13 protein-coding genes are annotated in these 15,181 nt (G+C 52.9%); 2 read left to right on the top strand and 11 right to left on the bottom strand.

Going from position 1 to position 15,181, the window contains the following annotated elements; all coding sequences use genetic code 11:
* Window positions 1–28: 28 nt before the first annotated feature.
* The 11 genes from EXW96_RS27410 to EXW96_RS09310 all read right to left on the bottom strand — a co-directional run bounded on the left by EXW96_RS27410 (window position 29) and on the right by EXW96_RS09310 (window position 14,270).
* A complete protein-coding gene (locus tag EXW96_RS27410) occupies window positions 29–577 on the bottom strand; it encodes a hypothetical protein (protein ID WP_254611295.1) in 549 nt (182 codons plus the stop codon).
* Window positions 541–3,729, bottom strand: coding sequence for a dynamin family protein (locus EXW96_RS09355; RefSeq protein WP_254611294.1), 3,189 nt, complete (start codon window positions 3,727–3,729; stop codon window positions 541–543). Before EXW96_RS09355 ends, EXW96_RS27410 begins: the two co-directional genes overlap by 37 nt.
* Before the next feature lie 57 nt (window positions 3,730–3,786).
* Window positions 3,787–4,059, bottom strand: coding sequence for a hypothetical protein (locus EXW96_RS09350; RefSeq protein ID WP_054818310.1), 273 nt, complete (start codon window positions 4,057–4,059; stop codon window positions 3,787–3,789).
* A gap of 21 nt (window positions 4,060–4,080) precedes the next feature.
* On the bottom strand, window positions 4,081–4,773 hold the full coding sequence (gene nth / locus EXW96_RS09345; RefSeq protein ID WP_174350396.1) for an endonuclease III: 693 nt from the start codon (window positions 4,771–4,773) through the stop codon (window positions 4,081–4,083).
* A gap of 174 nt (window positions 4,774–4,947) precedes the next feature.
* Entirely contained in the window at window positions 4,948–7,710 is a 2,763-nt protein-coding gene (locus tag EXW96_RS09340) for an S-layer homology domain-containing protein (protein WP_174350395.1), read from the bottom strand.
* Window positions 7,711–7,756: 46 nt separating this feature from the next.
* Window positions 7,757–8,341 carry a GerMN domain-containing protein gene (locus EXW96_RS09335; protein WP_054818309.1) on the bottom strand — a complete coding sequence of 195 codons (585 nt, stop codon included), beginning with the start codon at window positions 8,339–8,341 and terminating at the stop codon, window positions 7,757–7,759.
* Between the two features lie 13 nt (window positions 8,342–8,354).
* Window positions 8,355–10,010, bottom strand: a complete 1,656-nt coding sequence (locus tag EXW96_RS09330) for an N-acetylmuramoyl-L-alanine amidase family protein (protein ID WP_254611293.1) — start codon at window positions 10,008–10,010, stop codon at window positions 8,355–8,357.
* A gap of 213 nt (window positions 10,011–10,223) precedes the next feature.
* Window positions 10,224–11,723: an AAA family ATPase gene (locus EXW96_RS09325; protein WP_062408830.1), complete on the bottom strand. Its 1,500-nt coding sequence runs from the start codon at window positions 11,721–11,723 to the stop codon at window positions 10,224–10,226.
* Window positions 11,716–12,249, bottom strand: coding sequence for a hypothetical protein (locus EXW96_RS09320; protein WP_174350394.1), 534 nt, complete (start codon window positions 12,247–12,249; stop codon window positions 11,716–11,718). Before EXW96_RS09320 ends, EXW96_RS09325 begins: the two co-directional genes overlap by 8 nt.
* Window positions 12,250–12,441: 192 nt before the next feature.
* Window positions 12,442–12,939 (bottom strand): cell wall elongation regulator TseB-like domain-containing protein, encoded by a 498-nt coding sequence (locus EXW96_RS09315; protein ID WP_309225051.1) that lies wholly within the window; start codon window positions 12,937–12,939, stop codon window positions 12,442–12,444.
* Between the two features lie 32 nt (window positions 12,940–12,971).
* Window positions 12,972–14,270: an amidohydrolase gene (locus EXW96_RS09310; protein WP_174350393.1), complete on the bottom strand. Its 1,299-nt coding sequence runs from the start codon at window positions 14,268–14,270 to the stop codon at window positions 12,972–12,974.
* A 273-nt stretch (window positions 14,271–14,543) separates the two neighbouring features.
* Here EXW96_RS09310 and EXW96_RS09305 point away from each other — a divergent pair, with 273 nt between their 5' ends.
* Together EXW96_RS09305 and EXW96_RS27405 are read left to right on the top strand one after the other, a co-directional pair.
* Window positions 14,544–14,996: a DUF47 domain-containing protein gene (locus EXW96_RS09305; protein WP_254611292.1), complete on the top strand. Its 453-nt coding sequence runs from the start codon at window positions 14,544–14,546 to the stop codon at window positions 14,994–14,996.
* A gap of 13 nt (window positions 14,997–15,009) precedes the next feature.
* Window positions 15,010–15,162 carry a hypothetical protein gene (locus tag EXW96_RS27405; RefSeq protein WP_254611291.1) on the top strand — a complete coding sequence of 51 codons (153 nt, stop codon included), beginning with the start codon at window positions 15,010–15,012 and terminating at the stop codon, window positions 15,160–15,162.
* Window positions 15,163–15,181 lie beyond the last annotated feature (19 nt).

The following is a 15,181-nucleotide window of genomic DNA, read 5'->3' as shown; positions in this document are numbered from 1 at the left end:
CGCATGGACAGCCCGCAATAATTCACGCTCATGACCCGATGCGGTTCAGCAACCGCTCATGCTTGGCCTGCAGCTCATGCAGATCCAGCTTCATCTCAAGCGCTTCGATCAAGCCGGAGGCATGCTCCTCCAGCGCTTGGCGCAGACGGTCCGCAAGCTCAACCGTCGCGCTGCGCAGCTGGGCCTCATATGCTGCTGCCAGCAAAGCGGTCTGTGCTTCTACAAACCGGTCTATCGGGCCGTTTAATCTCGATTCCAGCTCCCGGCGGAGCTGGGATTTCCCGTCACCCTCGAAAAAATGCTTGGGATTCTTATAGTAGCCCGCCAGCCATTTGATTTGAATATCCTCCGCCTCCAGTGAAAGCGACAGCTCCGGAGTCCGCAGCTTCATCGGTTCAAAGGCCGGGGCGTCAAAGGAGGGGATCCCCCTTTCCTGAATGGCGGCCACCCACGTTACCGCCGATTGCCGGACGAGCTTGTTGATTTTGTTCTCAATCCGCAGCGTGGTGGCGAGCACCTCCTGCGTCAAGTCAAACGAAATCATGCGGCGCAAATCTTCCCAGGCCGATTGGAGCACCGTTTTATATCTCTCCCGTCCTCGCGGAACACAGATGGATTGAACGCAAGGTTGAACAACTCGCCGAAGCGGTACTGCGTCCGCTGCTTGACGTAATAGAGCAGCTCCTGAATTTCCTTTGCCAGCTCCCGTGCGTCCGCATCTCCGTCCTGCCTCTCCAGAAGAGAAGCCCCGGCAGCCCATGAGGCACGAAGCGCTTCCGCCTGCCGGCTTCGTTCCGCCGCATCCTCCCTTGCGCTGTCCATCCACCGCTGCAGCGTCTCTGCCGCGCGGCGAATATCTGCATCCCCTGCCTGAATCGCCATTTCCGTCAGCTCTTCGAATGTGAAACGGACAAACTCCTGCTCGAAGCGGAGGATGCCGGATTGGCTGACCGTTTCCTCATCCTTACGCAGCTTGCCTTCCAGTGCATAGTAGCTGGACAGCGGGTAAATCCGCGGCTGCCGAATCCCGTGCTGCAGGAGGTTGTTTTCCACATGGTTCACGACCCCCTCCAGTTCTTCGGCCGAAGACGCCAGATCGGCGGCATTGACGATGAAGAACATTTTGTCCATCTCAAAGCTGTCCTTCACCCGTCCGAGCTGAAGCAGAAATTCTTTGTCCGCATGGGAAAACGCATGATTATAATAAGTCACGAAAAGAATCGCATCGGCATTTTTGATATATTCAAAAGCTACCCCGGTATGGCGGGCGTTGATGGAATCCGCTCCAGGGGTATCCACCAGTACGACGCCCTGCTCCGTCAGCGGATTCGCATAATAAAGCTCGATCAGCTCGACGAAGCACGACCGCGCTTCGTCAGCGGCATAATCGCCGAACTGGTCGGCGGTTACGCGAAGATCCTGCCCAAGGCTCGGGCTCATCTCGTCCCAGCCTTTCTCCACCGCCTTCAGGAAAGCGTAGTGCGGCTTTCCTTTGCCCGGCACCTGATCGGCCTTCAGACGGCGGATGATCTCCAGCGCGTCAGCCAGCGAACCAGCCGGAACTCCAAGTACTTCAAGCGAGTAAAGCAAGTCCGACGTCAGCCTGTCGCGGCTTTTCATCCGGACCCTGGCCGTTCCGTGCGGCCAGCCGGCCTCCGGATCGGGCGGCATGATCTTGTTGATCGCCGCTGTCGTCGGGTTCGGCGATACGGGCAGCACCCGCTCGCCGATCAAGGCGTTGGCGAAGCTCGATTTGCCTGCACTGAAGGCGCCGAACAGCGCGACAGTGAAGCGGTTGTTCGCCAGCCGCTCCGCCTTCTCCTGCAAGGAGCGGCGTATGCTCTGCAGCGCCGCCAAGCCGTCGAGCTCCTGCGCGGCGGCGTTCAGCCGCGCGGCCGCTTCGCGCAGCCGGCCGCGATGGCCGCCCGCGGCGAGCGCAGCGCCGCCGGCGGCCGGGCCGCGGCCCGCCTGCTGCGCGAGCCAGGCGAGGGACTCGCTTGGCTCGCGCACGGCGGGCGCAGCGGCCTGCGGCGCAGCCGCTGCCGCAGGCGCGGGCAGCGCAGGCGCAGCCGCGGCGGGGAGCTGCGCCAGCAGCGCCTCGCCGTAGGCGGCCTCCGCCTGCGCGAGCCGCTCGAGCTCGCGCGAGGCGGCAAGCCGCGCGTCGAGCTCGGCGACCTGCCCGCGCAGCGCCGTGAGGCGCGGCTGAAGCGCCGCCGCAAGGGCGTCGGCCAGCTCGTCGGCCACGGCGAACGCCTGCTTGCGGTAGAGCGCCTTGGCCTCCGCCGCAATCTGCTTCGAATACGTCATCGTGTATTCTCCGCCAAAGACAGCCGCCTCGTTCACTTGAGCGGCCAGCCATTCGGGCGTGATCTCCGCATGAATCCGATCCGCCGCCTCGGCCGCTAAACCGGTCGGCAGACCCTGGCCTTCAAAGGCCGCTTTGACCGACTGCTGAACATGCCGCTCCACCTGCGTCTCCACCTGCGATACAAAATCGCGATGCAGCGCGGCCAGACGCTGCTGCCGCTCCGCCGCCGTCTTCGCCGCCGAGCCCAGCCAGCCTACCTTAAAGCCCGGCCGCCGGCTGTCCAAATAGACATGCGCAAGGTCCCGCGTCACAGCAGGAATGACGTTCGCGGCTTCGAGCACCGCCGTTACGTCTTTACGCAGCGCCGCCACCAGCTCCTGCGGCAGAGCGGTCAGCCGCGCAAGCTCGGCGCTCGCTTCGCGCATTTGCTCCTGCGCGGCCTCATATCCCTCGTCCGCGGCGATCTTGGCGCGCAGCGCCTCCTTGGCCGGCTCGTTCGCCTCGGCCATCTTCGCGGCATGCGCCGCCGCCAAAGCGCGCGCCGACTTCTCGAGGCTGAGCCGCACCAGCGGCTCCCGAAGCTCGATCAGCCGGCCGAGCAGGCTCTCCAGCTCGCCCCACTCGCTGGCCGGATGATCCGGCATCTTCACCGAAGTATAGACGATCCCGGCAGGGGTCACCCCCCAGTTCGCGAACGCCTCGCGCACTCCGGCCTGATAAACATCCAAAGACACTTCATGCTCGCGGTGTTTATCCATCATGTTGACAATCAGATAGAGCGGCTTGCCCCACTCCGTCAACTTTTTCGTAAACGCCAGATTGATTTCCGACTGAACATGGTTGTAATCCATCACATAAAAGACCACATCGGCCAAGTGCAGCGCCGATTCCGTAGCCAACTGATGCGCATCGTCCGTAGAGTCGATCCCCGGCGTATCCAAAAGCGCCGCATGCCCCTTCAGAAACGGAATCGGATAACGGATTTCCACCGTTTCGATCGCTTCACCGTTGCGGCAGTGTTCCGCCAGATCATCCAATGGCACCTGCTCCACTTTCGCGGCGCCGTCCCCGTCAAGGGATTCATGCCGATAAATGACCCGGGCGCCGGCTTCCCCATCCACGATACTGACGATATTGGCGCTTGTCGGAATCGGACTGGAAGGCAGCAGCGTATGCCCGCACAGCTTGTTAATCAAACTTGACTTCCCCGCCGAAAAATGTCCGCAGAATGCCAGATGAAGCCGGCCGCTCTCCGCTTTAGCCAGCAGCTGCTTGAATTTTCGGCCGTTCTCCTGATCGCCGGCCTGTTCGACTTGTGTCAGAAGATGACGGACGGCCTCCTCCATCGTTGCGTCCGGATTCATATTCCCCGCTTGCTCTTGAACCGATATGGCTTCCCCTGAAGTCATTACGCTTTTCATCCGTTTCTCTACCCCTAATCCTCTGTTTGAAAGAAAAAAAACCGAATTGCTTCGGTTTTAGTGTACCATATTTTCGGTCTCAGGGATAAAAATTTCGAATACATCGCGGTGCTGCAAAATGGTAATGTCTTTATCCTTCACCTTCATGACCACAACCTCAGGACGCTGCTTCATTCGGTTCAGATAATTTTCCGGCACGCTGCCGGACTCCGAAACGGTAACGCCGTCCACCTGCTTTTCTTCATTTTCCTGAAGCGGAGTTTGGAGCACCTTCTCATAAATATCTGAAAACACTTCAAAATTACTGGTATATACCGATATGCATTTCACTATTATCCGATCCTTTCTCATTCACACTTTTACAGTTTTTCCCTTTGACATGGATTTACTGCTCGGGTTCGTTTTCGTTTTCAACCGTTTTTTTCCTTCTCGGCAATATTCCAGCAATGGGCACAGCTCACATTTCGGGTTTTGCGCCTTACAGTGGTAACGCCCGAAAAAAATGAGCCGATGGTGCGTCTGCGTCCATTCCTCACGCGGCACCTTTTTCATTAATTTCTTTTCCACTTCCAGCACGGAATCCTTTTCTCCAGCCAGCCCTAACCTTTTGGATACCCGCTCCACATGAGTATCGACGGCGATCGCGGGCACACCAAATGCATTGGAGACTACGACATTCGCCGTTTTTCTCCCGACACCGGGAAGCTCGACAAGCTTCTCATGCTCACGGGGAACTTCTCCATCATACTTGTCCAACAGGAGCGCGCAAAGCGCTTGAATGTTCTTCGCTTTGTTCCGGTAAAGCCCGATGCGCCGGATATCCTGCTCTAATTCCTCCAGCGGCACGGCCAAATAATCCTCAGGTCTCTTATACTTCTGAAACAACGTGGCGGTCACTTTGTTCACGGTTTCGTCCGTACATTGAGCGGACAATAGAACAGCGATCGTCAGCTCGAATGGATTCGAATGGTGAAGCTCGCAATGGGCATCGGGATACATTTTGGCGATTTGATCAAGAATGATTCTGGTCTTCGTTGGTTTCATCGTCTCGCCCCTCTTTCCGCCCATTTCTTACAGTTTACCGAATTGAGCAGGACGAATCAATGACCCGGGCCGACAAAATGCGAACTTTTTACGAAAAAACCGCCTGTGAGTAAGGTTTCCTTACCACACAGACGGCAGATAAGCGAAAAAAGTTTCATCATGGCTTAAAAAAGATTAGGGCTTTTCGATCTCGATAATTTTATCGTCCAGCACATAAATGGTCACTTCTTCATTCTCCATGAAAGCATTCGCGGCCACGGTTTGATTGCCTTTATGCAAATAAGCTTTGGCAAAAAAGCTGTATGACGTTTTGTCATTGTTGCCCGTTGGCTTCAGAATCAACTGGTTTACCGTATACATGTACGATGAAACGACGCGCTTGGAGGCAGTGGCAACATGAATCGTTATTTTATCGTTCACGTCGCGGATCACCTCCACCCGGTCATCCGGCTTCAAAGAGGTAATCGCCGCCGATGTGGTCCCATTCAGCTTGATTGTAAATTGAGACCCGAGCGGCTGCACCTGAACGTTTCCTTGGAAGTCCTGTACCGTTATGGTTCCCAGCGCGGCGTCTACAGCCGTCACCTTGCCGCGCAGTGTATTCAGAATAGTGACATTCGCCAAAGTCACACCGTTAAAGCTGGCTTTTACATACTCGTCCACCTGGATATCCTCGAAAGCGTTCGTCGATTTACCCGGATTGCTGATCTTATCGTTGCTGTCCACCACAAACGTCAGAAGCGTTCCGTTCTCGTCCTTCACACTCACCTGACGGGTAGACGGTGTGGTGTAAAGCACCTTATACACTCCAACCTTTTTCATCACGATATCTGAAATCATCGTCTGATCCCCGAGGTTGATATTAGCGCGGATCGAGTCTCCTACCTTCAGATCAGCCAGCGTGCCGTTCGTTTTGTTCTGCAGCTCCACCTTGGTGCTCGCATACGCTTTGAACGTCAGATTTTGGCCGCTTACCGTCCGGATCGTCATCTCATTGGTTGTACTGTTGATCTGTGCGACGGTACCCTCGATATACTGCGTCATTTCGACCTGAACGATTTTATCCTTGGATACCTTCAGGTCGATTTTTCTCTTATTGTTTCCATTCGAGATGAACATCGATTGGAAGTTGGACACCGGAAGCGTGGCATCTCCAATGCGAACGGCCGTGGAGTCGGTCAGCCGGAACACGCCGAATTCCCCGTTGTCAGCTTCAATCGTAAGCAGTTTCCTATCGGGGTCATAACCGACAATAGAAGCAAAAACATACTGTTTTACCGAACGGCTCGTCACAGTGACCTTGACCACTTTATCGTTGACAAGGTCCAGCTTCAGCGTATCGCCGGTTTCAATATCGTACAGGCTGGCGTTCGGCAATCCGTCGATCGATATGAGTGCATTGTCGGCAATAAAGTAAGCTCCGAGCGCGCTGCCGCCGGCTTTTTTGATCGTCATAATTTTCTTGTCGTTGCTGAGGCTTTCCAGCGTGCCTTCTACCGATTGGGTAACGTCCGCCTGCTTGCGGATCGTGATGGACACCGCCTCGTTAGACTTGATGGTGTAAGCCACCGTATCGCCGACGCGCAGCTTCGACAGGTCGGAAATCGTTCCGTCAGGCAGCGTTACCGTAGCGAGAACCGGGAAGGAATAGGTCTCCTTTTGTCCCGAGGTTTGTTCAAGGAACGTCACCTGCTTTTGTTCCAGATTAATGCTTAGTACCGTACCTTCCGCCGTTTTGTTCAGCGGAACCTGCTTCACGATGATATGGGAGATTTCATTTTCTTTCAGCAGCATGTTCCGCTTTAACTGCAGGATGCTTCCCGGTTCAATAGAGCTCAGGCTGAGCCCCCGGCCCGATGCATCCGTTATCGTTACATTGGACGCAAGCTTATACAAAGTGCTTTGCGTCCCTTGTTGAATCGATACCATCATTTGATCCAGGAAGGTTTGGCCAAGCGTACCTTCGTACGTTTCCATCTGCTCCTGATCGTCTGTCAGCTCGACATACAAAGCTTCGCCTTGATTATGTACAACATAAACTTCATTGGTAAGCTTAATGGACGATAAAGGAATCCGGGTGTCGTCCTTCGCGTTATAGATGACCGTATTCGTCGAGATGGTGTAGCTGTCCGTCGTTCCCTGACTATTCAGCACGCTGATTTTGCGGTCGGTCAGCTCCATCACGTAACCGATGGACACCCGGTCGGAACGGGTGGTCAATTCTTTGTCCGCACGGCTGAGGAACGTGGCCATTTGAGCCCTCGTCACTTTGCCTTGCGGATGGAATCCGTTGTCTTCAAAGCCTTGAACAATCTTGAGCACAGCAGCGGCATTAATGTACCCGTTGGCCCAGTCGGACATGTCCTCGGCATCCGCGAACATAGACGACGAAGCCGCCTCCTGCCTTGCAAGATCTTCTTTTCCGATCGCCCGAATAATCAGCTTCGCCACCCATTCGCGAGTAGCGTCGCGGGATCCCCAGGCTGTCTTGGAGGACGTATCGCCGGCCTCCTCCTGCGTCAGGATCAATCCTCTGTCAAAGGCATAGGCAACATAAGGCTTGGCATAATCGCTTACCTGAACAGGCAACACCGTCTCTGCTTTATTTTCGAGCGCCTGCTTTTCCAGCCCCATCATCCGGATCGCCATCACAATGACATCCTGCTGGGACACGGAGTTTTCGGGACGGTATTCCGCTCTTTCGTAGCCTTGAATAATGCCGATGGCGGCAAGCTTCGTAATATGCTTGATCGCCCAATGCTGCGGACTCACGTCAGAGAACCGCTGAACGTTCCCTGCCGTCGAGGCCGCCGATGTTCCCGTCGTGCCGGAGCCCGTCCCCGTTTGCTCGGCAAAAGCCGAGCCGCTTACCGTAAGAGAGAGCGCCAGTACGGCAGCGGCCAGCCTGCGTGCTTGCTTTTGTTTCTTGCTCTTCATGTATCCAATAGCTCCCCTCAGTTATCTGGTAATCCACATATCAGCATTAATTACGTTTGATCGGGTGCGGCAGATCCATATGGCCCATCAAGCTTTCCACTTGTTTGCCGTCCACCAGCACTTGAATCGATTGAACCTCCGTGAACTGAAACAGCGTGTTTTGCAGCGCAGTCAGGAGCATTTCCTCTCCTCCTGAACCCAAATGAGACTCAGGAGACATGGACAAATCGATCGTCAGCTGACCGTTTGACAATTCCACTTTATGGAACGTAAAGCCTTTAAACAATGGAAGCGTTTGGTTGTCCGGACTCGTTTCCAGCTTTTCCAGCGCCGCTTTGTACTTGTCCTGATCCTGTTTAAAGCTGATCGTCACTTCTTTTTCGACCAACTTCTCAAAATTGGCATCCGTATAATAGGCCTTTACCTTCAATTCCTTATTCTGTTCCTGATTCGGTTGAGGCGTCGCGGTCTGGGGAGGCTCATTCGTCCCCTGCTGAGAGCCCTGCTCCGTAGTTGCAGGGGGTGCTGCTGCCCCCGGGTTCTGCGCGGGCGGTTTACTCTGTCCACAGCCCGAAAGCAGCAAAGTGAAGACGGCTGCGGCTGCCAATCCTTTATGCCATTTTTGATTCATGGTCACCAACTCCTTAGTCAAGATTCAACTGCTTCTTAATGGCAGCAACGATGGATTCGGCAACCCGATTTTGGAATGCATCCTGATACATCAGAGCTTCTTCCGCAGGATTGGACAAAAAGCCGATTTCCAGGAGTACTGACGGCATCGTGGTGTTACGAATCACATAGAAGCGCTCCTGTTTGACCTTCCGGTCGGTAAAACCCGTTGCTTCAACAATAGATTTGTGCATCAGATTCGCAAAATCCAGGCTTTGCGGCGTCCAGTAGAACGTTTCCGTTCCTCCGACGGATTCCTTGTTAATCGTATTGGCGTGAATCGATATAAATAAATCGGCCTCGGACTCTTCCGCTTTGGCTACCCGATCCGCCAGTTCAATGAACGTATCGTCGGACCTTGTCATCACTGCTTCGATGCCAGGCTCCTTCTGAAGAAGATCGGCTACCTTATGGCCAAGAGATAGCACTAAATCTTTTTCAAATCGGTTCGTCACCGAAACCGCACCGGAATCCTTCCCGCCGTGTCCCGGATCAATGACCACCCGGTAGCGGTCTTTACCTTTGGCGAGCTTGGCGGAGATCAGACCGCCAGGCAGCACATCCGATAAGATCAATTCGGATTTTTTTTGCAAATCAATTACTATTCTAACGGTAGACGGTTCTTTTGAAAATAGAGAATAGCGAATTTTTGCCACGATATCATGCGGTTCAGTTAAAGGAATCGTACCTTCCTTGGCTTCATTGACAACCGTCGCCAAGGTCGCATCAAGCTCCGCTCCCGGGATATCCAGTACGATCCGGTCCGGTTCGGCCAGTTTGAACATCGTAGGCTTCACTTCACCGCCGGTCGTCTGAATGCACAGCATCTCGCCATCAAATGTGATCGATTGCACCTTAACCGGCGCTTTTCCATCTTTAACAGCGGGAGCGTTGGCATCGGCCGCCCCAGGCGCCAATGACCTGGTGGCGCTTTGCGGTACGGCGCATCCGGGCGAGGGAGCGTTCGCACCCGGATTAACAGGCTGCTCGCCGGCTTTTACCGGATTGCCCGAGCCGCCTGAAGAAGCTTCCTTATCCCCTGTTTTATCTTTGCTTTCTTGCGGATTTTTGCCGCCGGCAGAGTTATTATTGCCCGCAGAATGATTGCCGGCCGCTGCCGCATCATTTTCCGGCTTGCCTTGTTCTTCCTTGACTTTTCCGTCTTCTGAACCGGTCTGATCAGGTTCAGGGCTATCTTTTTGTTTTTGATACAGGAATACGGAGCGGGTTGGCTCGTCCCATGTGACTTCCACACCCAGATTCTCGCTTACAAAACGAATCGGAAGCATGGTGTTCCCTTCAATAATGGTCGGAGCTGTTTCAAGAATATAGGATTTGCCGTCGACCGTCGCCTGCTTTTTGTCAATAAACAATTGGATGCTGGTGCCTTCTTTGGCCACCGACACCTTGCGCAATTTAGGGTCCCATGACACCTTGGAGCCGAGCGATTCCGCGATAATCCGGATCGGCACGATCGTATTATCGTTGACGATACGGGGGGCAACCTCGGGGACCAGCTGCTTGCCGTTCATGAACAATTGGATCGGCTGAGCCGCGGCCAAACCTATAACGGGCAGCAACAGGAATGACAGGAGCAACATCGTGAACCAGGCAGTGAAAACCTTCATCATGCACCTCAATTTATATTATTGGTTCTATGTAGAATGCCGAAAGATTGTGTTGCTTTCGGACGGCAAAAGGAAGACAGTGGTGAAATCTACCATTATATTAGACTATGAAAAAACAAAAAAGTTGCACTTTTGGCGAAACAAGCAGAAAAACATAAAAAAACGCAAAAAACCGGAGGCCAAACGCCTCCGGTCCATCGATTGCTTCTATATTCTCTATGCAATTTGCTGGTTTATCGACCTCTGCAGCAGTTCCCTGAACTGATTGCCGGACAGCACTTCCTCCGCAATCAAGATGTCGAGCGATTCTTCAAACACTTTGCGGTGCTGCTCCAGCATGTTGCGTGTAGCTGTCATCAACTGATTCAGGATCGCCGCATTTTCCTTCATCAGCTCTTCCTTGGTTACCATGTCTCTGTCAATAATGCCAAGCCTTGTGAGTCCTGAATCCATCATGGTCCGAACCATGTTCAACGCCTGCTCGAAGTCGTTGCGCGACCCCGTGCTGCGGCCGCCGTAGAACATCTCTTCTGCGACCGCACCTCCCAGCGCAATCATGATTTGATGCTCGATTTGTTCTTTGGTATACAAATACTGATCCTGCTGAGGGTTATGCCTTACAAACCCGAGCGCCTTGCCCCGCGGACTTAGCGATACTTGCGATACCGATCCCGGACGTACCAGCTCTGCTGCAATAGCATGCCCAAGCTCGTGCATGGCTACCCGCTCCCGCTCCTCTTTTGTCGACTCGCGGTCCGTTTTCTCGCCGAGCATCACTTTGTCGACCGCCAGAGACAGATGCTCCTGGCTGATCTTATCCGCGTTATCGCGCATCGCATAAATGGCCGCTTCGTTCATGACGCTCTCCAACTGCGCTCCGGAGAAGTGAAAGGTCTCCCTCGCGATCAGCTCCATATCAATATTGTCCGACAGCGGTTTATTTTTGGCATGGATGTTTAAGATATGGAGACGGCCCTTTTTATCCGGCAGATCGACTTCAATGTGCCGGTCGAAGCGTCCGGGACGAAGCAGCGCCGGATCCAGCATTTCTTTGCGGTTGGTTGCGGCCATGATGAGCACGCGCGGCGTTTCGTCGGTATGAATCCCGTCCATCTCGGTCAACAGCTGGTTTAACGTCTGGTCATATTCCCGATGCTGACCGCCGTCCCGCTTGCCTCCGATCACATCGATTTCATCGATAAAGACAATGGCGCTGTTTTTGTTTTCTTTTACCGCCCGGGTTCTGGCTTCTTTAAACAGGTCCCGAATCCGGCTTGCGCCGACGCCCACATACATCTCTACAAATTCACTGCCCGACGCCGCCATAAATACCGAATTCGTATAATGCGCCGAGGCCTTGGCCATTAACGTTTTGCCCGTTCCCGGAGGTCCCGTCAACAATATGCCTTTAAGCGGACGGATGCCGAGCCGCTGAATATCCTCCGCGCGAATCAGAAAGTCGAGCGCTTCCTTCAGCTCCTCCTTTGCCCGTTCTTGACCTCCGATATCATCAAAGGTCATGTAAGCAGGCGTTCTGCTCCTTGCTTTTCGCTCGGAACCGACATTCATGCCGTTGCGCACTCGGGTCATATACACAAAGGCTCCCAGAAAGGCCGCCATAAATACGATCGGAATGATATTCACACCAAGAAATAACAAAAATGCTATAAGAACAGGTACAACGCCAATCACGATTTCTTTACCGTACTTACTCATTAGGCCACACTCCCAATTTGACAGGCGTCCGTGGAAGCATCACATACTTGCTGTCCTTACCGTCCGTAATCGTAATGTATACGAATTTATCGTCCATTTCTGTCGTTGCTTGAATCCCTTCGCTTTTCGCCGTACGATCTTCAAGCGTTTTTGGAATTTGCGCATACTGCTTTGTTTCCATCGCCTGAGCGATCTCGAACAATGCCGACGACCACCACTGCTCCAGCCGTTCGGACGGTGGATTGACCACTTTGAGTTTCAACTCTTTGCTGCCGAGCGTCGAACGCCCTTCGTTCTGAATCCGGTGGTACACTTCCCGGAGACTTGTCCCCGGTGCGACCGCAAGCTCCAATTGTGCTTCGTTACCCGATAATTTTATAGATTCAAGTTCAACGCCGGGAATAGCTGACACGACTTTTTCAAGAGGGCTTTCCATAGCGTAACTTTGATATGCAAAATATCCGCCGAATAATAAGGAGGCTGAAACCAGAACACTCAATACAACAGGCAAAAGACGTAGTTTCATGAATCAACGTCCTCCTTTCGTAAATAGTATATCATAATATCCATACTCGAAGTATATCATATGATATATACTGATGGCGATGCAATGTGTGGAAAATACGTAAATGCTCTGAAAGAAAGCCAAAACACAAGGCCGCGAAAGGCATTGCTTCTTCAGCTTGCTCTCCCGCGGCCTGTATAACATCGCCTGCCGTTACTGTATGGATAACCTCCATGTATCCCGATGCAGTCCGTCTTTAAATGTATAAAAATCGTAAAAATATTGATCCCGCGAAGCGTTTTCCGGTTTCAGCTTGTAGAAAACTTCCCAAACCGGCTGCCCGTCTTGAACGCCGAGCATCACTCTGAGCACATCCGCCTGAGGATGCTTGGTCTTCACCAACGCTTCGGCCTGTCCCGCACTCAAACCGGCCGATCCCATTTCGGTTCGAATTTCATCTTCAGCCACCCACACATAAACCGGCTGTCCGATTTTATCTTCCCCATAGATGACGGTGTATGTTTTGTCGCCGACAAATCGTTCCACTTTGTTTGCCTTTGCCAATATGGTCTTCTCATACGCTGTTTGAACCGCCATTCGCTGAATGCCCCATTCACGTTCCGTCACCGCGCGAAAGGCTATGATCATTCCGATGCATAGGACTGCCGCCGCAAACACCGCAATTGCGGCGATCTTCCAGCTTTTGCTCACCGACGACTCTCCTCCTCTTTATTCCGTCCCCGTCAACCGGCAGTTAGCCGCTCAAAACATTGCTGCGCTTCAAATTTTATTTTTTCTTCATCCAATGTCAAGCACTCATTATTTCTGATAATCCATCGGCCGTCGATGCACACGTCGGTAACATCCCGGGAACTCGCCGCATAAACGACATGAGAAATCACATTCGTCCGAGGATAATAGTGAGGCTGCTGCATATCCAGCGCAATGAAATCCGCCTTCATTCCGGCCTTAAGCGCCCCTACATCCCCAAGCCATATCGATTGGGCGCCGTACAGCGTTCCGAGCTTTAATGCGTCCCAAGCCGGAACAGCTACGGGATCCCCTGACACACCCTTATGAATCAAGGCGGCTAAGCGAATTTCCTCCAGCATATCCAGGTTGTTATTGCTTGCCGCTCCGTCCGTCCCCAGCGAAACAATAACACCGGCCTTCAGCAGTTCAGGCACACGGGCTACTCCGCTCGCCAGCTTCAAATTGCTCCCCGGATTATGAGATACGCGCACGTCATGGTTTTTCAGGACGGCGATTTCCTCGTCTGTCAGGTGTACCGCATGCGCGACAAGCGTCGGCCTGGAGAATACCCCCAGCTTCTCCAAATGAGCCACGGGTCTTGCCCCGTACTGCTTTACATTTTCCTCCACTTCTCTTGCCGTTTCCGACATATGGATATGGATCGGAAGATTCAAGTCGTGCGCGGCCTGTACAATTCTTTCAATATAATCTGGAGGGCATGTATAAGGAGCATGCGGCGACATCATGGTCGTAATCCGACCGCCGGCTTGTCCGTGCCACGATTTGGCGAATTGGATCGCTTCCTCCAGCTTGGCATCCTGCTCCTCACGGGAGCACAAACCGATTACGCCGCGGGTCAGACAAGCACGTATACCGCTTTCCTCCGCAACCTCCGCCACTTCGTTCATGTGGTCGTACATGTCAACGAATGTTGTCGTTCCGCCCTTCAGCATTTCCAAAACCGAAAGCTTGGTCCCTGTCCGTACATCGTGCGCGGTAAATTTTCCTTCCATAGGCCACATTTTCTCCTGCAGCCATACCTGCAAGGCCAAATCGTCCCCATAGCCGCGCAAGAGCGACATGGCGGCGTGACCATGCGTATTGACCAATCCGGGCATATACAGCTTCCCGTTTCCATCGATCCGCTCATCGAATGTCGCCTCTAGCGAGGGAGCCTGCTCTCCTATATATGTAATCCGATTACCTTCCATTGTCATATATCCGTTAATGACAGGTGTTTTCTCATTCATCGTAATAAAAGTGCCGTTCTCAATGATTGTTTTTTTCATTAGACCCTTCCTTTCCCCTGCAAATTACAAGTCCGTTTCCAATGTACAACTTCAGCGCGGCAAAATCAAGGAGTCTAGTACTTATAACCACTTTTACCATTACATATCAGAAACAAATTTTTCATATCCTAACTCAAGAAATCTTCATTGCTTTCCATCAGCCGATTGTGTTATTTTTAATTTTGTGAAAAAATTGACGGCACGTTTCTACATATTTTTTATCTTCGCGATGTGATCTTCATTAATTTTTAACAATTTCGGGAGGCCAAAGCTATGCTTTTCACTAAAAAAAATGATACGGATTTTCTTCTCCTGCTGATTAACGCATCGGAGAACACGCTGCAAGCGGCACAAATGTTTCGCAATGCCGTCATGGGAGATCAGCCTCCGGCTGCCTTCTACCCGCAGTTGAAAGAACTGGAGAACAAAGGCGACCAAATCACGCATCAAATTTTCAAAGGGCTTAACAAAGTGTTTATCACACCTATAGATCGCGAAGATATCATGGAACTGGCCGCCAAGGTTGATGACGTCCTGGACGGGATCGAAGCTACCATTGCACGATTCGATTATTTGAACATCACCGTCTCCGACAAATATATGAGAGAATTCTCGGCGGTCATCGTCGCCAGCTGCCAGCACATCCTGGATGCGTTCAAGCTGCTTTCCAAAAGAAATATATGCAGCTCACGAGCATACGGTTCAAATCAACAGCCTGGAAAATGAAGCCGACCGTCTGATGCGCGAAGGCATCCGTGAAATTTTCACCAATCCAACGGACCCGTACCACGATTTCAAGCTAAAAGAGCTGTACGAGCGTTTGGAACAAACGACCGACGCATGCGAAGACGTAGCCAACATTCTGGAAAGCGTTGTGCTGAGATATTCCTGAACAGCCGTTGTGCCGGCCG

This window comes from Paenibacillus sp. JMULE4, assembly GCF_013337105.1.
Taxonomy (GTDB): domain Bacteria; phylum Bacillota; class Bacilli; order Paenibacillales; family NBRC-103111; genus Paenibacillus_G; species Paenibacillus_G naphthalenovorans.
The sequence above is the reverse complement of the archived record's forward strand: the minus strand, read 5'-3'. Positions and strand labels throughout refer to the sequence as shown.